The following is a 20,353-nucleotide window of genomic DNA, read 5'->3' as shown; positions in this document are numbered from 1 at the left end:
CCAACCGCCGCCATATTCGGGAACACTTTGTGCGCCCCAATGTACCCAAATTCCAAATCGGGCTTCGGTAAACCATTCGGGCACTTCATACTGTTTACTTAAATCTTCCCATGACAAATCCTTGTCTTGGGCATAAGAAAGTGACCCCATTGCTATTATAAAAAATAATATGAGTAGCCGTTTCTTATTTAACTTAAGTAACTTCATTTTTAATTGTCTTAGTTATCTAAATATTAGTTATTAACACGTTCTACATAGTTATAATATACAGCGCCTTCCATCTCGCCTGCGGCATTATAAAACCAAGTTTGTATAAAAGCTGGTCCTTTTGGTAGGTTTTTAATATTGAATTTCACACCATCGGCATTCGGATTTACTTCTTTTTTTTCGTCGACATACACGGTGTCTTCATTCCAGATTTTTACTCTAGCCGTTTTTATATTTAAGGCTTTACCTGAACCTGCCGAAGTTAAGGTTGTTTCGTTTTCAATCTCTTTTGGCCAACGGCGCAAATCGAAATTATAAGTTCCTGCTTTATCAAATTCCACAGCAATAAATCCGCTACCTGTTGCTCCTTTTTTTACATCATCTTGATGCCAAATCACTGTGCCATGAAAATCGTGCGCATGCAAATCTGTTTCGGGTTCGTTTTCGTTTCCTATGATAATGCGTGTATATTCGTTAGAACGCGCTTCTACCAATTTCCACCAGACTTCGTATTCCGCTTTTAACTCGGCAACCAATTCATTATACTTTGGATTTGAAATGATATTGTGTTCTTGTTTTTCATCAACTAAAACATCGTACAATTCCCAATCAGCATCTTTACTATTTCTAATCAAACGCCATTTATTTAGAATGGTATCACCTTCCCAATTGTCTTTTTTAACCGATAGCTTTTTATATTTCTCGGGAAACTCTGTCCACATATCGTTAATAACTACAGCTCTATTTTTATAATCTACAGGATCGTTAGCTGTATTATTATCTAAAAATGGTTTAAAACTCCGTCCTCTAATTTTTAATTTTTCAGGTCGGTTTGGCACATCTTTAAGTTCCAGAATATCCATAAATGTTGGAAGCCAATCGATATGAGCCGTTAATGGTGTTACGTCTCGGCCTTTGCCTTGTCCTCCTAAGTTTCCAGCTTCCCATCTTACAAAACATGGCACGCGTGTTCCGCCATCATAATTTGAGCCTTTTCCTCCTCTAAGGTAACCTCCGGCGCCGTTATCTGTCGTAAAAATAAGAATGGTGTTATCGGCAATACCTTTATCATCTAGGAATTTCATTAAGCGTCCCATATTCTTATCAATATTCTCAATGGTTCCATTTTTTGCACTTACACCTTCACGGGCATCAGGTGGTAACACATGTGGTGCATGCGCTGTTCCTAAAGGGATATAAGCAAAAAATGGTTTATTTTTCTCAATGTTATCTTCCATAAAATCCATGGCACGATTCATAAAGAAATTTGTGGTGAATGCTCCTTCTATACCATCGTTTTCATCGGTCATTTCAACTAAAGTATCGTTTACCCACATATGTGCTTCATTATTAGTATTTCCCCAATAATCGGGTTGCTGACCAGTTCCGCCACCTTTAATCCAAGCGACATAATCGAATCCGCGATCTTTTGGACGAAACGGATAATTATCGCCTAAATGCCATTTAAAAAAGAGTCCAGTGGCATAACCATTGGCTTTAAAAATATCGGCCATCGTAATCTCATCTGCACGCATCATATTCCGACCATTAATAGTGTGCCACACACCAACCACATCGCTTGGTCGTCCTGTAAGTAAAGCACCACGTGTAGGCGAACAACTTGGCGAGACATGAAAGTCTGTTAAACGCACAGACTCATCCCCCAACATATCAATATTTGGGGTTCTTGGCGCATTCTTTTTATAGTATGAAAAGGAACTATGACTGATATCGTCGGGCATGACAAAAATGACATTTGGACGTTCTTGAGTTTGGGCAAAAAGTGAATTTGAAGGTGCGAGAACGATAGTTAAAAGCACACCTAGTTTTAATAGTTTCATATCTTTTTTAAATCAATTTTCATATTGTAGCACCTTTATATTTTAAAATATAACTATGCTTCGTTTCTGTTGGGGTATTGTAATACCATGTCGCACATTGACTATATAGATAGAAAATCACAACGCTTAACAGTAGTACTATACAATGTTAAACATTATGATTTGTATATATTATAAACTATGATGCAGAGACTATAACCTATGATTTATTTCCCATGAATATGCCCTAGTGATTGTTTATTACAGTAGATTTACTTCACAAAAGAATAGAAAAACAAAGTCTCTTTAAAAACAGTAAAATTCACTTCTTTTAGTTCCTATTACGACTGGTTTTCTAAATGATGAGATTCTGAAATACATTCAGAATGACACGTTTTAATATTTATTGATAGCCTTCATTTAATTCGACTAAAGACTGTTTATACTACCACAATAATTTAACATCGCCTGGCCAATCATTAACCGATTTATAGGTTTCGTTTCCTTTAAGAAAAGTACTTTGCTCCATAGTTACATCACAATTCAGTAAACCCATGTCTACATTTTTATTATCGAATGAACAATTAATCACATACGAATTATTGACACTTCGCCACATGGCTCCCCAGGTATTATCGACCACGTTACAACGATTTAAAATGATGTTTTGAGGAGCATACTTTGGGTTTTCGGTATAGTTATATTTATCATAATAATCTTCGCAAGGAAACCACAAGGCTACGCGACCACAACCTGAAATATCGAATTTATGAAGAAAAATATAACCCGCTTCTTCATGATCGGCCTGAATACCGTTTCCATTCGCATCACGAATTTTACAGCGCTGCGCCAATACAAACTCACAAGACGTATATTTATTTCCTTTTCCCATTATAGGGTTAGACATGTCGCAATCGGATTGCAAAATATATTTATTGTACAAGAAATATACATTATGATATAAACCGCCACCGGAACCGTTATATTGAAAATCGCAATGGTCCATAATAATATTATCGGTACGTTTTAAATGCACGCCTTGCGCCGACCAATCTCTTACCGTAATATTCTGAAACATGATTCGGTTATGTCGACTCCCATTTTTTCCAGACATACGAATACCGTTCGCTTTTCCTTGTCTAGTCCCTTGAATAATAACATCTTTAATAATAAAATCGGTGACTTGCTGTTCCGGCTCGACATTAATGCCAGAGACCATCATATTTGGTCCTTGCATAATTATGGTTTCTGCTTGGCGTTCACCTACGAGAGTGATTTTACTTCTTGGAATAAGTGTATCTTCTAAATAATGAATGCCTTTTTTCAATACCACAACACCTCCGCCTGCGGTACTCACTGCATCCATTGCAGACTGAATTGATTCTCCTGGATGCACCTCAACTACACGATCTAAAACTTGTTCTGGATAAGTAACGTGTTTAAATTCATCGTTCCATTTATCTTTCATGATGGTGAATACTTCAGGTTCTATATCGACTTTAGTAATCTCATACTTCACTTTTTTTTGAACCGCATTAGTGTTATATAAAAAGTAATTTGTGGTCCACGTTTTTTTATCGTTAACTGGAACTGAAATATTTATAAACTGTTTCGTTGAAATTGCATTTGTATTGACTTCAACCAAAGAACGACTTAAAGATTGGTTAGATGACACTGTAACACCTGCACCAGATTTAGAATTTTCAAACGTTACTTTATTGTTAGGTGAAATGGTTTCAAAACCTTTTAAGTCTAATGAGAGTTCAGACTCTGGAAATGGTTCAGTTATCTGTATTTCATTGCCTCCTATTTTCAGATGTTCACTAGCTGAATTTTCTATTTGAAGTTTAAACGGATAAATAATTTTTAAAGGTGTTTTTTCCAATAAATTGGCTATTTCTAAACCAGAATTTAAAGCCTTAGTTCCTGTATTTTCAAGTTCATGTGCAATGATGAAACCTTGTTTATTTAACCGAATCGTTTTTGTGTAACTATAGGCATAACCAAAATCACTAGAAAGGGAATGGGTAAAACTAATCCAATCTTGACCTTTCTCAATATTCCAAGTTCCACGGTCGAGAATCTTGTAACTAGAATTATTTGCTTCGTAAACAGACGCCTTCCCATTCTGAAGCACACCAACACCTAAGCGGATAAATTTCCCATCAGAATCGGCATCTTTAAACCCTAAGCCACCAGACATAGATGCTTCTAAAGGTCCAAATATATTGGTAATTGTTTTAGACTTTTGCTTTGTATTATTCCCCTCAAAATACGCTTGCTTTTTATAGTTTAGCTTCGCCACAAGCCCCGACCAATCGAAATGTGTACCACGATAAAAGCCTTTTTTGTTATCTGGTAAAAATACAGTTAAACTTACCTCATCATTAGAAATTTCTGCATGTGGATATTTAAGATAGGGCTCCTTTTGTGCTTCAACTTTGTTTATAAAACCTCCTGCCAAACACAGTATGCATATCAACATTTTAATTTTCATAATTTATTTTTTTATGTATTTAATAAAACACTGAACCTTAATTACATGTTAATATAATAACGTTCACCTTTTATCGTTTGGAATGAAATCGTATCAGAATTCTCTTCTTCAAAGTCTAAAAGTTCACCCGTTTTAGTTGTGAGTTTAGCGTCAGAAATATTTAAATATCTCAATTTACATAAACCACCACTTCTAGACAGAATTTCTATAGCTGTAGCTTTTCCATCTTCCCAGACTACAGATAGCTCAAAATTTCCTCGTGCAATTAAACCTGAATATGCACCATCACGCCAAGCTTTAGGAAGTGCAGGAAGCAGATGAATATACCCTTGGTGACTTTGAATCAACATTTCTGCAACGCCTGCCATAGTTCCAAAATTACCATCAATTTGAAATGGCGGATGCGTAGTCCAAAGGTTGGGCAAAGTGCGTTCTTTTATAAATTTAGTATACACTTCATGCGCTTTATCACCTTCTTGAGTTCGGGCCCTAGCATTCATCCGGTGGGCCATAGCCCAACCTGTGGTATTATTTCCTCTTAAATCTAAAGTAAGTTTAGACGCTTCCATCCATTTTGGCGTAGACGAATTAATTAAGGTTCCTGGATAAAGGGCACATAAATGAGAAATATGTCGGTGATTTTTTTGTCCAATTTCTCCATAATATTCCTCTTCTCTAAATTCCTTTATCTGACCAGATTTACCAATAATAATGGGGTCCAATTTAGTAAGTTCCTCTTCAACCGTTTTCTTAAAATCGTCTTGAATGTCGAGAATTTTATAAGCCTTTAATAGGTCGTGATGATTTTCCCAAACTAATTCCTGATCGAATGTTGTACCTGCTGTAATATAATTATCGCCATTGTGTTTTTGTTCTGGAGACGCAGAAGGATCTACAAGTAAAAGGCTATCGTTTACTGGTACTAAAGTTTTAGATAAAAATTGACTCATCCCTAAAATAGCAGGAAATGCTTTCTCTTTAAGAAAGGTTGTATCCATAGTAAATTCGTAATAATCCCAAAACATTTTGGTTGTTAATGCTCCAGTTCCTGGTCCAGAATGCCCTCCAGGTCCAACAATTTTATAAGGTGTCGTACCCGTTCCTATGGTCCATCCATTTTCTAAACTATCTTTTGCTATCGCGTTGGGATGATGTTCTTTTAAATACTTAGTTGCCAAACGATTTGCTTTGGGATGATACGCGTCAAAAAACTCAACATAAGGTGTAAAAGTCTCTGCTAAATTTGAATTAAATGCGCCCCAATAATTCATTTGCACATTAATGTTATGCCAAAATCCACCTGTAAAAGGAGTGACTTCATATTGGCTCCAAACCCCTTGTAAACCACAAGGCAAAGTTCCAACTCTAGATGTAGAAATTAATAAATAGCGCCCGTAGTGATACATTAATTCTTCTAAATAATGATGTGAAGCATCTGCCTGATACGCTTTCAACACCTGCTTTGTCGGTTTTAATGGAATGTCTGCATTAAACTGAAGCTTAACACGAGAAAATAATAATTGATAATCTTCTAAATGCGATTGTTTTAAGTTTTCATACCCTTTATGTTCGGCGGCTTGTATTAACCGACTGAGCTTCTCATGAGGAAAGCTATTCGGGTCTAATTTTTTATTGTGCTCATCTTCTAAAAAAAGAGCTTCGCTTAATTCGTAATTTGTACCTGCTGCGACTAACAACACCACACTATCGGCATTAGAAACTGTTATTTCAGACTGTTCACCATTTTGAATAGCCTTTAATGTTCCTCCTGTATTAATAACCTTTATCTGACCTTCATAATTCACACTAAAATGGTCTATAAAACCAGATATCGTAATGGTATTATTATCTACCGTCATTTTCCCTGTTCTTGCATTTTTCTCGTAAGCCTTTCTCAGATATGAAATTTCAGGTTTTAAGACAAAAGATATTTTTCCTTTAGCATTAGCACTTAATTTAATCACCATTACATTATCCGGATAACTCATAAAATGCGTCCGCGTATACGCTACATTTTTATAATTATAGGTCACATACGCCATAGCATCATTTATATTAATAGAACGCTTGTACTGTATTGGATCCTCATGATTGAACTCCAAATTAAGTTCTGCAAAACTTGTCAAACCTCCAATTCCATAAAGGCCTTCGTTAGCCAATGTCTTTTCGGTAAGCTGTATGCGTTCTACATCGGTTCTACCAAAAATATTAGCGCCCATATAGCCATTACCTATAGGATAAGAATGGAGTTCCCAATCTTCATCATACGGATATCCTCTAGCTTTACTAATGTTTACATCTCCACCTCGATTTGGTGCTGGGGCATCGTCCCAAACCGTATAAACCCGTTCTGATATCATTGAATTTAAAGCTGATACTGTCTGACTATACATCGTGCTAATACACAAAAACAAACAAATACTTAGTCCATATATTTTTATAAATACGATTAGTTTCTTAATGGATTTAAACATTACATTTTGCGGATAAATATGGTTAATAAAGACGTTCATTTAATTCTATTTTAAAAAGGATATTCTGATCAACTTTAGAGTGCCTCTAATCATTTTTCTATGGCACACAAGTACCGTAAAAGGAAAGTTCTTCTACAGAGCTGCATTAGGCATATACCCAGATATCTCTCTCCATGCCATCATTACATATACGTTTCGGACTATCTTAAATTTTATTCAAAATACGCTTAGCCCTTATAGTTTAGCCGCCACAAGCCCCTACTAATCGATGTGTGTGTCATGATAAAAGCCTTTTTTGTTATCTGGTAATACACAGTTAAACTTGTAACATAAATGATAAAACCAAAAAGGCCATCTGTTTAGATCGCCTTTTGAATTCAACTTTTATATTTTATTTTTTAATAATTTTCTTAAAATCTACAACATTATCTTTTTCAAATCTCACAAAGTATATTCCTGAATTTAAACCACTTGTGTCTATAGAAGCTTCGTTATTTGAAATCTCTTGAGAAATTATTAATTTCCCTAAATTATCATACACATCTACTTTAGTACCCATGGCTTTTTTAATATGAAGTTCGTTATTTACTGGATTTGGATACAGTTTGATCTCCGATTTTAGGATGTCATTAATACCTAAAGTAGTGTGAAACTGAAAATAATCCATATTAAATAAACTACCAGACTCACTACTTGTAAATACCATATATAAATCATGTACGCCACTTGCTCCATTTAAGTTTGCAGAAAATGTTTTCCAATTTTGCCATCCATCTGTACTCTCTACAGGAATTACACCTATTAAATCTCCTGTTTCACTTCCTAAACGTAATTCGACTTCTCCTGCTCGCTTTCCTGAAATACTTGCTGAAACACTTAAAGCACCACTACCAAAATCTACATCTGAAAACATAATCCAATCCCCACTATCAATATAGCCTATATTACCTGAATCTTGACCGTTTTCTTCAACTTGAACTCCAAAAAACTCACAAAAATCTTCTGCTTCTATTCTTGAAAATGCTTCAAAAACAACACATTCTTCTTCTTCAATTACAATGTCTTCACAACTTTCAAAATACGTGATGATATTTTCATTTCCTTCATCTAAGACTAACCCTTTTCCACAACTAAGTATTGTATTTCCGCTGGTAGTAGATTCCAGCTTAATTGTATATTCTGTTTCATTTATTATGGTAGATCCACTACCAGTAACTACAATCTCTCGAGATAAATCTGTATCTATAGGTCCTTCTGTTCTATGAAGCACAAGATTATGGCCTCCTCCATTTACATCTAATATATTATGAGGTCCCGTAGCATGAGGAGATGGAATTATTGTCCACTCTGCATCGTATCCTGTTTTATTCCCTGCAAAATCTGATAAAGGTGCATAGGCAAAATTCCCAGAAGAATTTGTAATTGTACCTACATTTGAAGGTAAATTATAATTAGAACTACCACAATCTGTAGATGTAACGTTGTTTACTGTAGCTTTACCTCCTAAATATAAACGGATACCACCTCGCATTCTTTCTACCACACAATCTTCGATGGTTACACTTCCTGGAATATTATACATTCTTATACCATCTTCACAAAGCGAATGCATTTCTGTTTTATCTATTGGATCGTTATTTACATAAGGTTGAAGATAGTCTGTTAAAAAAGGTAAATCGTAAGGTTCTGTTTCGGTATATAATTCTGCTCCTAAACGCACTCGCCCTTCTACATGCGTGTTTTTTATCACAGTTTCATCTGCATCGCCTTGCATAAAAATACCATGACCGAAAGCTCTATGGTGAAGCACCACATTATCTAATGTATTTCCTTTACCATTAATAAGAATTCCGCAGCGTTTATCTAATCCAAAAATATTTTCGGCACCAATGCCATACATACTTCCATATCCATATGGAAATGATCCTCTTGTTGTAAGTTCAAGACCATCCACTAAATTATTTTCTCCTATAATAGACATCACGGCATCTCCTCCTAAACCATGAGCTAGATTTTCACGATCTTGATTATATGCACTAAAATCTGTGATTTCTGTAATTCCGCTTCTGTATGTATCTTCAATTTCTCCACCAATAATGGTGTTATTACTTCCGGATAAAATAATATAGGTAGAACTTACACTACCCACAGGTACATTGATATACACACCAGTAAGATCTATAGTATTGTTAGAACCTGTAAAAGATATATTTCTATATTTAGAAGGTAAATCTTCGAAGTTATAATCGCCAGGGCTTAATACTATATTTTGGTTACTCAATACCACAGCAGTTCTTAAATCCAACAAGGAATTGACAACTTTTTGTGCATAAATTTTAGCAGATAATCCCACGGTTAAGAGACAAGCTAAAGTAAATAGAAAAGTAATTTTTTTCATTTTTTAAATTTTTAGTTCGTTATAGTTTGTATGCTGAAACTACATATATATTAATTAGTTAAGTATAAATCATTATTCAATATTGATAACTTAAAACCCATTTTGAGACGCTGTACCTCAAATCTTATTATAAATCATATTAATAAAAATGCACTCGTATATATTTCAATAAAAAAAGGCCATCTGTTAAGACGACCTTTAATACTCAATATTTATATGTTTTATTCTTTGATGATTTTCTTAAAATCTATAGCGTTATTTTTTTCTAATCTCACAAAATACAATCCAGGTGTTAAACTACTCGTATCTATAGAAGAATCATTAGTTGAAAGTTTACTTGAAAGTATTAATTTTCCCAAACTGTCGAAAACATCGACTTTAGCTCCCATAGCTTTATTAATATGAAGTTCATTTTTAATTGGATTTGGATACATTTTGATAGTCGATTCTATAATATCGTTAACCCCTAATGTCGTGAAAAACTGAAAATAATCTAAATTAAATAAACTACTACCTTCACCAGTAAACACTAAATATAAGTCTTGAACACCACTCACTGCTGTTAAATTAGCAGTAACAGTTTCATAGGTTTGCCAACCTCCAGTATTTCCTACTGTAGCTGTTCCGATTAATGTTCCTGTAGTACTCCCCAATCTGAATTCTATATTTCCTCCATCATTTGGAGAAGCCATACTTGCAGATACACTTAGAGCTTGATCTCCAAAATCTACATCACTGTACATCACCCAATCTCCATTATGGATATAACTTAAATTATCTGTGCCCTGACTACTACCTTCTAACTCAACTCCAGATTGATCACAGTAATCTTCTGCTTCAATTCTAGAAAAGGGATCAAAATCGCCACAAGTTGGCATTTCTATATCGGCACAATCCTCTAATTGTGTCACAGTATTATCAGTACCATTATCGGTAACAGCACCTCCTCCACAACTATAAATTATATTTCCACTTGCAGAAGCTTCTAAAATGATAGCATACTCTGTTTCATTTATAATTGTAGAATTATTTCCTGTAACCACGATGGCTCGTTCTTCATCTGTATCTAAAGGACCGTCGGCTCTATGAAATACCAGATAGTGATTGTTTCCGCTAACATCGGCTATATTGTGAGATCCTGTAGCATGTGGAGACGGCAGGATTGTCCATTCTGCATTATATCCATTTTTATTCCCTGCAAAATCTGATAACTCTTCATAAGCAAAATTCCCAATAGAATTGGTAATTGTACCACCTGTAGGCATATTAAAATTAACATCGCCACAATCTATAGACGTAGAGTTGCTAACTGTAGCTTCACTTGATAAATACAGTTTTATACCACCACGCATTTTTTTCACTACACAGTTTTCAACCGTAGCTCTTCCTCCACCATTATACATTCTAATACCATCTTCGCACAGCGAAATTACATCGTCAGGATCTACTACATTTCCATCATTATCTTTATAATCATTTTGTGCCAATAGGCTATTTTCTCCATCTGCATACAACTCACTCCCTTTACGAACAACGCCTTCAACAAGTGTATTTTTAACTAAGGTATTAGCGGCCGGTTCTCCAATGAAAATTCCGTGACCGAAAGCTCTCATCTGTACTTCACAACTATCAATTTCTGTATTTGGACCATTAATTTGTATACCGGCACGTTTATCTAATCCGTACGTATTACCTGCTCCTATTCCAAACAAACTACCATAGCCATAAGGAAAAGATCCACGAACCGTCATCTTTGTTTTAACGATTCTAGTGCCTTCTGCATCTCCTGTTATAATAATATGAGGATCTGCTCCGACTGCCAATTCTGTTCTGTCTTCGTTATAAGCGACAAAATCTGTAATTTCTGTGATACCGCTACTATAAGTGTCTTCAAAAACACCACCTCTAATCGTGTTATTATCTCCTGTAACTGTTATATGAGCAGTGTTTGAAGTACTAATAGGGAAGTTAATATAAACATCTGTTAAATCGATAACATTGTTAGACCCTGATATAGAAATATTTCTATACTTAGAAGGCAGGTCTTCAAAATTATAATCACCTGCTTGCAAGACTATATTTTGATTACTCTGCACTACCGCATTACGTAAATCAAATAAAGATGTGACCACTGTTTGTGCATAATAATTGGTAAAAAATGCCGTGGTCAAGAGACATCCAATTGTAAATAAAAAAGTAATTTTCTTCATTTTTTTAAATTTTAGTTAGTAATAGTTTGATTGCTAAAACTACCTAGTAATTAATGAATTAAGTATAAATAAACAGTCATTATTAATAACTTAGAACCCATTTACGGACTTTAACTCCCTTATTTATAGAATCCTGAACATTAAATCTTATTATAAAAATCTATCGCAAAAAAAACAGGTCATCTTTAAAAGACAACCTGATGTATTGCGCTATGCTTATTTTAGAGTTTAAGCTGTTTTACGATAAAATCGACAACCACTTCTGGATCATCTATTTGGTAATGATGTCCTTTAGATTTTTGTACACCTGAATTACATGGCGAAACCGTTGCCGTACCTCCTAGACCTATATATCTGTTTACTAGAAGTAAAGTATTTTCTTCTGGAGGAACCACCTGATCACTTAAACTGATGGTATGAAATATAGGAACACCAGCTTGAACTAAACCGTCTAACTGCTCTATTGGATTATTAGTATATGCCTTGGCTTCGGCATCCGATTTAAAACCGTATTCTAGCTTTAAGGTCTCCCAATCCTTTGTACTCCCCTCACTTTCACCAAACCCTCCAGGCCAACTTTTAAAGTCGCAGACCACGGCATCTCCATAAATACAAGCTACTTTTTCAGGATTTGATTTTGCCCAATTGTAGATAAATAAGCCACCACGACTGTGTCCGTGTAAGGCGACTTTTGGGTGTAATTGATAAGTAGACAGCACATGTTTATAAAACCGATTCCAAACGGCGACAGCCTTTGGACTACCAAATTGGTTATCGGTACTAACATAGGCAATATGAAAGCCTTTTGCTAACAACATGCTATCTATTTCTGTATGATAATCTGGAAAACGTGCACGCCAAAGCCATGGATTCCCTGGTAACGGCTGTTTTGGATGGGTTATAAAAGCCTCTCGATTTTCAAATTTAAATAGTGTTTTCTCAAAACCGTTCCAAGTAGAAGCTACTGCTACTGAAGCCGGTTGAGCATACACAAAAACACTGAAGCATAACAGCACCAAAATGATTAGGTTATGTGTATTATGCCTCATGTGTATTAATTTAAACGATATTATCAATCTGTATTATTTTGCCATTAAAACAATTTCTTCTCCCACAACTGTAGGCACATCATAAACAAATGATGGTTTTAAATCTAATGGTTTTAAATCGGCTAATTCAGAAATTTCTGGTGTCTTGATATCTGGTACCTGATAAAACGGATTTGTATTTTCTGCAGAAGCTACTTGTAAATCTTCTCCATTTTTACCTTTTAACTCATTATAAGCACGCACTCTTAAATTTCCTCCTAAAGTCGATTTAATTACAACTTTTACAACAGCTCCATCTTGCCATTCTAGAGATACAATTTCGAAACCTCCTCGCGCTCTTAATCCTGAAACTTTTCCATCTTTCCAAACATCGGGTAAGGCTGGAATAAGTTGAATCGCACCATCATGACTTTGCATTAACATTTCGGTTAAACCAGACGTAAAACCAAAGTTACCATCAATTTGAAATGGTGGATGTGCATCTAACATATTGGCATATGTTCCTCCTCCTTTTGGAGAATCTGGTCGGCCAACTAATTTAATTTGATCCCCCATTAACTTGTAGGCGTGATTTCCATCTAATAAACGGGCCCATAAATTAATTTTCCAGTTCATTGACCATCCTGTAGATGGGTCTCCACGCTGAATTAAAGTATTTTTTGCACCTTCAAATAATTCGGGTTGTCTGTAAGGTGATATTAAATTTGATGGATATAAGCCGTATAAATGAGATACGTGACGATGATCGTCTTTAGGATCGTCTAAATCTTCCATCCATTCCTGAACCTGATTGTGCTGTCCAATTTTAAACGGAGCTAATCGCGTTAGCGTCGCTTCCATTTTGCTTACCAAATCGGCATCTACATTTAATAATTTTGCAGCAGTAATTGTTTTAGTCAGCATATCGAATACTAGCTGCGTATCCATTGATGCACTTTCTACAATGTTTACACTCTTCGGGCGACCTAAAGGAGCATGTTCTGGAGAAATCGTTGGAGAAATAACCAAATATCCGTTTGGATCTTCAGTTAAAAAACTAACACAAAATTCAGAGGCACCTTTCATGGCTGGATACACCGTTTTTAAATATTCAATATCTCCGCTAAACATATATTTTTCCCATAGATGCTGTGCTAACCAAGTACCTCCTGTGGTCCACATGCCCCAAGTTGCTCCATCTACAGGTCCTGTTATTCTCCAAAGATCTGTATTGTGGTGTGTAACCCAACCTTCTGCACCGTACATAATTTCTGCTGTTTCTTGACCAACAACCGAAAGGTCTTTCACTAAATCAATTAGCGGATCGTGCATTTCGGTTAAATTAGTCACCTCTGCAGGCCAATAATTCATTTCTGTATTAATATTAACCGTGTAAGCACTTTTCCATGGCGGTGTTAAATCTTTACACCAAATACCTTGTAGGTTGGCAGCTTGCCCGCCTGGTTGCGAAGAAGATATTAATAAATAGCGTCCAAATTGAAAGTATAATGCCGCTAAAGCAGGATCGTTTCCTGTACTAAAGTCTTTAATTCTTACATCTGTTGGTTTTGTAATTGCATCGGTCTCTCCTAGATCTAGAGCAACACGATTAAAGTATTTTTGATAAAGTGCTGAGTGATCGCTTAGCAGTTGGTTGTAATTTTTTTGTTCTGCTACAGCAATATAATCTGCTGCTCTTTTGTGTGCATTTGCACTCACATCGTTATAATTTACAAAATTAGTGGCTATAGAAATATACAAGGTTACACTGTTTGCATTAGCCACTTCTAATTGATTGGATGTAGAGGTTAACGCTCCGCCTTCAGGAACTATTTTTACACGAGAATCAAATTCTACTTGTCCTTTAATAGCTGGAGAACTTTTTGGTAAGCGCTTGTTTCGGTTATCGCTACTAAAACCTGTCATAACCAAAACATTATCATGTTCTGTATACAATGACACTTCTGCTGGTTCTGGTCGATCCATAGTTGCGGTAAAGCTAATTTTACCTTCTGTATTCGCCGTTAATTTCATTACGATAACTTGATCGCTGAAGGATGTAAAAATTTCGCGTTTATAGTCTACACCATCAACAGTATACGTTGTTGTATTTACTGCTTTACTAATATCTAACTCTCTATAGTAATTTGAAAAATTATCTTGATTAGAAAAATTTAATCTCAAATTCCCTACTGTTTCATAAGGCATTCCGTGAGATGTTTTCGATATAATTTTATCATTTGCTAAATTATGCGCTGCTTTGTAGTTTCCACTAAACAACAGTTTTCGCACTTTAGAAAGGGCTCCTTTAGCATCAGGATTATCGTTTCTATGTGGCCCACCAGCCCAAAGTGTACTTTCGTTTAACTGAATATTTTCATGTAACGGATTACCATAAACCATAGCTCCAAGACGACCGTTTCCTATAGGTAAGGCTTCATTCCAATCGGCTGCAGGCGCATCGTACCACAACTTTAAAGAAGTTTCATCTTCTTGTTTTACTTCCGATTCTTTGGCACAGCTACTTAAACTCAAAACGCTTAAAATAAGTAATGCATATCCTAAATAAAACAGATTTAAATGTGTTTTAAAATAGCTCTGCGATATCCGTAATATGATAGGCTTTGGTGAATTCATGGGTTTAATTTATTTAGTTTGTAATTCTTCTTTATTTCTAAGCAATATCGTTTTTTTATTAATTTTTGAATATAAATTAAAGGTCTTTGGATATTAATTATGAGTACTTCTAAGGAAAAAGTAAGATTTAAGGCTCTTTATTTATTAATTTCAAAATATGAGGTCATAAAAAACCTCGAAGGTTTTAAGTTCAAGGTTTTTTGGTATTAATCTCGATTTAAATAGACAACACATGAGTAATCATTTCAGGTTGTTTTTTGTTTATTCTATTTTAGAAAAAAATAAGTATCTGTAAGTAAACAAACAGCTAAACATTTTTATGAATTTATATGAAACATGTTTGATTAAAAATAATAATCCCGAATACGCTTAGCCCCTCGGCATTCAGGATTATTATCACTACTCATTCAACATGTTAGCAATATCGGTTTATTATTAAATTTTAAATATAAATTATAATTCAATTCCTATAAATTATGGATGTTTTGCTTTCAAATACCTCTAAAAATTGATAAACTATTAATTTATAATCTTTAGTGTCTGTTTTTTATATGGTGAATCTACCATTTATATCTCCTTGAATTTTCAATCTAAAGTATACGTTATCGGAACTATTGTACCATCTGGATTAAATACCATTTTTTCAAAACACGCTGAACGTCTATGAAAATCGCCCTGATTAACATCACCACGTTGATAAAAAAAGTACCATTGATTTTTAAACTCTATAGCCGACATATGTACTGGTGCTTCCTGTTGTTCTCTAGTAATATACCCTTTAAACTGGGCATAAGGTTGAGTTGGCAAAGGTGCATCTGCCATCCAGTACCCGGTTTTCCAGCCTTTTCGCCCCATAAAATAATATATTCCATTGCGTTTAAAACAGTACACTGCTTCGCTAACAGGTGATTCACTCAATCGCATCCACGGCCCGTCAAGTTCAATCATATTATCTTTTAGCTTAGCGCCCATAATATGCCTGCCTTTATCACCTATATTTATTTTATTATCACTACCATAAATATACGCCTGACCATCGTCGTCTATAAATACAGTCGGATCAAAAATGGAAGTAATTTTATCGGTTACGGCTTCTTCCCAAGGTCCAATAGGACTTCTACTTTTAGACACTCCAATATGCGTTTTATCATAAGGGAAATAGAAATAATACCACCCATCTTTATAAGCCACATCTGGTGCATTCATTTGACCTTGCGCCCAATTGTATTCTCGTGGTTTTAAAACGACACCGTGATTTTTCCAATGTATCATATCATCTGATTCTAAAACCAAATAATCTTGCATGGTACTATAACTTACGGCATCATCCTGATCGTGGGAACAGTATACATATACTTTTCCATTATAAACTTCTGCAGCAGGATCGGCAGCATACATAAAGTCTTTTTTACCCAATTTTAAGATTGGATTTTGAGCAATACTACAAAACGAAAGCAAACATAAAGCAATACCAAGACGTTCTGTTTTTTTAAATCCAATTTTACTCTGTTTATATCTGCTTATCATTATTTACTTTTTTAAATGGGTTAGTATAAACTGGGTAGCAGAATTGTTTAATTCCGTTATCGTTGGCTCTAAATTTTTACCATTAAAACTATGTGCTGCATTTTTAATAGTTAATAAGTCTACATCTGCTTTTTTATCTTTTGCAACATCCAGCATATAAGTTGAATTGATTATAGGAAGCACCGAATCTTTATCGCCATGAATTAATAATATTGGCGGACTCTTTTTATTTAAAAGTTCTGTCGGACTCAATAATTTAGCCAATTCTGGTTTTTCTTCTAAAGGAGCTCCTAGTAAGCGTAAAAATAATGTTTTGTCTTCAAAAATAGAACCTGGTCTCAAATCTGGATTTACACACGAAGTAAATGGAAAATATGACACGACACAGTTAAATTTAGGCGTGTATTTAGATAAGTTTGCTTCTCCTTTAAAATCATTATTTTTTCCTAAGGCAGTAACCAAACTCAAGTGCCCACCTGCAGAGCCTCCCCAAATACCATAATTTTTCTTATCGAATTTATATTCTTTTGCATTTTTAAGCAAGAATCGTGCGGCGTCTTTGGCATCTACCACGGCATCAAAAGCATTAGAATTTCCTTTTGCTAAGCGATAATCAATAGTCATACAAATTATGCCTTGATCTAACAGAGATTTCAAGGTTTCTAAATATGCTTTTTTAAGAATATTATACTTACTTCCACCAGCCCAACCTCCACCATGCACATGCATCATCCACGGATTTTTAGCTTTCATTTTCTGGGCCTCTGGATAAAAAACAAGTATACTTAATACTTCACCATCAACCGTTTTATAGACTATTTCTTCGGTGTTTTTAAATGTTGCTAAAATTTCTTTTTCAGTTTTATTTTGTGAATATAGTGCAGCTTGGACTAAGAAAACTACTAGCATTAAAACAGCTTGTTTAATATTTTTTTGAACGGTATACATACTATGCTTTTTACTATTTAATAGATTTAAATCACTCTTACAAATTACCAGTATTGCCAACCTCTAATTTTACACCGACAACTCTGACTTTACATTACAGCACATTGAAACTTTCTTGTAAATGAATATCTACAGACGAGCTTCCTACTAAAACCTTAAAAACCCCTGGCTCTACAGTCCAATTCATGTGTTTATCTAGAATTTCTAAATCTTCTGGTTGTAATGTAAAATGCAAGGTTTTTGTTTCTCCAGGTGCTAAATGTACACGATCAAATTCGCGTAATTGAGACTCGTAAGTCGTAACGCTACTCGTTTCATCTTTTAAATACAGTTGCACCACTTCATCCCCAGCCATTTTTCCTGTATTTTTCACCTTAAAAGACACTTCAATATCACTTTGTGAATGCGGTGTTTTTTGCTTCACTTCCAAATCACTATACGCGAATGTGGTATAACTTAAGCCATAACCAAACGGATATAACGGACCTAAAACACGGGTATTTCCATAACCATTTGGTCCTGCTCCTGGTTGTCCAGCTTGAGATCCTGGTTTATAAGGAAAATTTAAAGGGATTTGTCCGACAGATTTTGGAAACGTTACGGTTAATTTTCCTCCGGGATTATAATCTCCAAACAACGTTTCAGCAATAACATCGCCAGCTGCTGTACTCGGAAACCACGCTTCGAGAATGGCCGGTAAAAATTTATTTTCCCAATTTATGGTTAGTGGTTGTCCATTTATTAAGACTAAAACCACTGGTTTTCCTGTAGCATATAAGGCTTGAACAAGTTGAAATTGGCGCCCTGGAAGTCCTAAACTGGTTCGTGATTTCGTTTCTCCAACACGCTTTTCATCTTCGCCAACGACTGCAATAATGATATCCGATTTTTTAGCTTGTTCTACAGCTTCAGCTATACTTTTTTCTTCTGACACCGAAAGTGGCGTTGGAATAATTTCACTACCTGGCCAATCGGGATCTACAATATCACAGCCTTTTATATAAGTGACTTCAGCTTTATTTTTAGCATAATTTTTAATGCCCTGAAATACGGATGTCGATGGATTATGAGCCGGCCCATAACGACTGTAGGTAAAACTCACGGCGTCTGCCAAAGGTCCTGTAACTAATATATTTTTTAAATTATTGACATTTAAAGGCAATAGATTATTCTCATTTTTAAGCAATACTAAAGACTCTCTATTAATTTGCTTTGAAAAAGCTTCATCGGCAGCGGTATGCACCAAATCATCTGAAGCTTTTGGGTTCGTTACGTAAGGAGAATCAAATAATCCTAATCTGAATTTCACTTTTAAAACTTCAGCAACTCTAGAGTCGATCGTTTTCATTGAAATTTTTCCTTCTTCAATTAATTCCCGCAGCGGTTCTATAAAAGATTCTGGAGTACGGAAAGTCGTACGCACATTTAAACCTGCTTCTACAACTTGTCTTACAGCTTCTTTATAATCTTCGGCAACATGGTGTTTTTCATATACATATTCTACCGCTTCACTATCTGATACAACATAGCCGTTAAACCCATATTGTTCTCTGAGTAATTCGGTTAAAAAATAAGAACTTGCGGTTACCGGCACGCCATCGTAATCGTTATAACTACTCATAATCCCCATGGGTTTAGCTTCCTGAATGACTCGCTTAAATGGATATAAATGAAGTTGATGCATTTCTCTTGGTGCCACATGCGGATCTGTACGTGCATCGCCATCTCTAGCGCCTTTAGGCACACTATATACTGCAAAATGTTTAAGTGTTGCTGCCACATTTTGCGACTGAATACCCAATGTCATTTGTTTTCCCATTTCGGCAATATGAAAAGGATCTTCGCCATAACATTCTAAAACACGTCCCCAACGCGGATCTCTAGCAACATCTAAAATTGGCGCATATATATTGGTATACCCTAAAGCTTTCGCTTCTCTACCAACCATTGATCCTGCTTTATAAACCAATTCTTTATTCCACGTGCTTCCAATCCCAATTGGAGCTGGTAAAGGCGTTGCTTTTTCATGACACAAACCATGAACGCCTTCGTTAGTAAAATCGACTGGAATACCTAAACGTGTTTCTTCAACAAACCATTTCTGTACTGTATTTATGGCTTCTGCATGTGTACTATATGGAAAAGAATACGGTGTATGAGTTTTCTCTTGATTCCAAATGGTATTTAAATGCTCGTCTATATTCGCAATCCCATCCTTCCAAACCCGATTTTTCCATTCTGACGTTGGTAGTTCATCTTCTAAAACACGAGCGAAACCATATAAAGTAGCCATTTGACAGGTTTTCTCATTCACATTCATTAATGAAATTAGATTAGACACCCGATCATCGATATTGGCCTTTGGATCTTCATACACATCCTTAACTCCATTTTTATTAAAATCGATCCAATCTTTGTGATATATTTTAAGTTGGTCTCCTTTAAATGAAGACAGCAGAAACACGCATATAAAAAAACAGATTATGGTTTTATATCTCATTTTTAAAATTCTTTCATTTATATATTATATTATAATTTTAATATCTATCTATAATTTCAAATAAACCATCCATTATAAACAATTGTATAATTACATTGTTTAGACCC

General features: G+C 35.2%; 11 protein-coding genes. All 11 read right to left on the bottom strand.

Annotation, left to right across the window (positions count from 1 at the left end; genetic code table 11):
- Nucleotides 1-207, bottom strand: a 207-nt coding sequence (locus tag AST99_RS09710; RefSeq protein ID WP_198151467.1) for an alpha-L-fucosidase, incomplete at its 3' end; no start/stop codon positions are given.
- Nucleotides 208-233: 26 nt separating this feature from the next.
- Nucleotides 234-2,048 carry a sulfatase-like hydrolase/transferase gene (locus AST99_RS09705; RefSeq protein ID WP_057781639.1) on the bottom strand — a complete coding sequence of 605 codons (1,815 nt, stop codon included), beginning with the start codon at nucleotides 2,046-2,048 and terminating at the stop codon, nucleotides 234-236.
- 424 nt (nucleotides 2,049-2,472) lie between these two features.
- Nucleotides 2,473-4,524, bottom strand: a complete 2,052-nt coding sequence (locus tag AST99_RS09700) for a right-handed parallel beta-helix repeat-containing protein (protein WP_157486352.1) — start codon at nucleotides 4,522-4,524, stop codon at nucleotides 2,473-2,475.
- A 41-nt stretch (nucleotides 4,525-4,565) separates the two neighbouring features.
- Entirely contained in the window at nucleotides 4,566-6,884 is a 2,319-nt protein-coding gene (locus AST99_RS09695) for a glycosyl hydrolase family 95 catalytic domain-containing protein (protein WP_198151465.1), read from the bottom strand.
- A 505-nt stretch (nucleotides 6,885-7,389) separates the two neighbouring features.
- Nucleotides 7,390-9,396, bottom strand: coding sequence for a carbohydrate-binding protein (locus tag AST99_RS09690; RefSeq protein WP_057781637.1), 2,007 nt, complete (start codon nucleotides 9,394-9,396; stop codon nucleotides 7,390-7,392).
- A gap of 221 nt (nucleotides 9,397-9,617) precedes the next feature.
- Nucleotides 9,618-11,606, bottom strand: a complete 1,989-nt coding sequence (locus tag AST99_RS09685; RefSeq protein ID WP_057781636.1) for a carbohydrate-binding protein — start codon at nucleotides 11,604-11,606, stop codon at nucleotides 9,618-9,620.
- Nucleotides 11,607-11,827: 221 nt separating this feature from the next.
- On the bottom strand, nucleotides 11,828-12,655 hold the full coding sequence (locus tag AST99_RS09680; protein WP_157486350.1) for an alpha/beta hydrolase: 828 nt from the start codon (nucleotides 12,653-12,655) through the stop codon (nucleotides 11,828-11,830).
- A gap of 33 nt (nucleotides 12,656-12,688) precedes the next feature.
- Nucleotides 12,689-15,271 carry a glycosyl hydrolase family 95 catalytic domain-containing protein gene (locus AST99_RS09675; RefSeq protein ID WP_083495655.1) on the bottom strand — a complete coding sequence of 861 codons (2,583 nt, stop codon included), beginning with the start codon at nucleotides 15,269-15,271 and terminating at the stop codon, nucleotides 12,689-12,691.
- 585 nt (nucleotides 15,272-15,856) lie between these two features.
- Nucleotides 15,857-16,798: a family 43 glycosylhydrolase gene (locus AST99_RS09670; protein WP_057781634.1), complete on the bottom strand. Its 942-nt coding sequence runs from the start codon at nucleotides 16,796-16,798 to the stop codon at nucleotides 15,857-15,859.
- Nucleotides 16,799-16,801: 3 nt separating this feature from the next.
- On the bottom strand, nucleotides 16,802-17,746 hold the full coding sequence (locus AST99_RS09665; protein WP_057781633.1) for a prolyl oligopeptidase family serine peptidase: 945 nt from the start codon (nucleotides 17,744-17,746) through the stop codon (nucleotides 16,802-16,804).
- Between the two features lie 94 nt (nucleotides 17,747-17,840).
- Nucleotides 17,841-20,246 (bottom strand): glycoside hydrolase family 3 N-terminal domain-containing protein, encoded by a 2,406-nt coding sequence (locus tag AST99_RS09660; protein WP_057781632.1) that lies wholly within the window; start codon nucleotides 20,244-20,246, stop codon nucleotides 17,841-17,843.
- Nucleotides 20,247-20,353: the final 107 nt, after the last annotated feature.

It is taken from the genome of Formosa algae (assembly GCF_001439665.1).
In the GTDB taxonomy this organism is placed as follows: Bacteria; Bacteroidota; Bacteroidia; order Flavobacteriales; family Flavobacteriaceae; genus Formosa; species Formosa algae.
Note: the sequence above shows the minus strand (reverse complement) of the source record. Positions and strands in the feature narration are given on the sequence as shown.

Excerpts from the sequence above, each read along its gene's own strand:
- AST99_RS09680 (WP_157486350.1), bottom strand. The coding sequence starts at position 12,655 with ATGAGGCATAATACACATAACCTAATCATTTTGGTGCTGTTATGCTTC.
- AST99_RS09695 (WP_198151465.1), bottom strand. The coding sequence starts at position 6,884 with ATGATATCAGAACGGGTTTATACGGTTTGGGACGATGCCCCAGCACCA.
- AST99_RS09690 (WP_057781637.1), bottom strand. The coding sequence starts at position 9,396 with ATGAAAAAAATTACTTTTCTATTTACTTTAGCTTGTCTCTTAACCGTG.
- AST99_RS09660 (WP_057781632.1), bottom strand. The coding sequence starts at position 20,246 with ATGAGATATAAAACCATAATCTGTTTTTTTATATGCGTGTTTCTGCTG.
- AST99_RS09685 (WP_057781636.1), bottom strand. The coding sequence starts at position 11,606 with ATGAAGAAAATTACTTTTTTATTTACAATTGGATGTCTCTTGACCACG.
- AST99_RS09670 (WP_057781634.1), bottom strand. The coding sequence starts at position 16,798 with ATGATAAGCAGATATAAACAGAGTAAAATTGGATTTAAAAAAACAGAA.
- AST99_RS09700 (WP_157486352.1), bottom strand. The coding sequence starts at position 4,524 with ATGAAAATTAAAATGTTGATATGCATACTGTGTTTGGCAGGAGGTTTT.
- AST99_RS09705 (WP_057781639.1), bottom strand. The coding sequence starts at position 2,048 with ATGAAACTATTAAAACTAGGTGTGCTTTTAACTATCGTTCTCGCACCT.
- AST99_RS09675 (WP_083495655.1), bottom strand. The coding sequence starts at position 15,271 with ATGAATTCACCAAAGCCTATCATATTACGGATATCGCAGAGCTATTTT.
- AST99_RS09665 (WP_057781633.1), bottom strand. The coding sequence starts at position 17,746 with ATGTATACCGTTCAAAAAAATATTAAACAAGCTGTTTTAATGCTAGTA.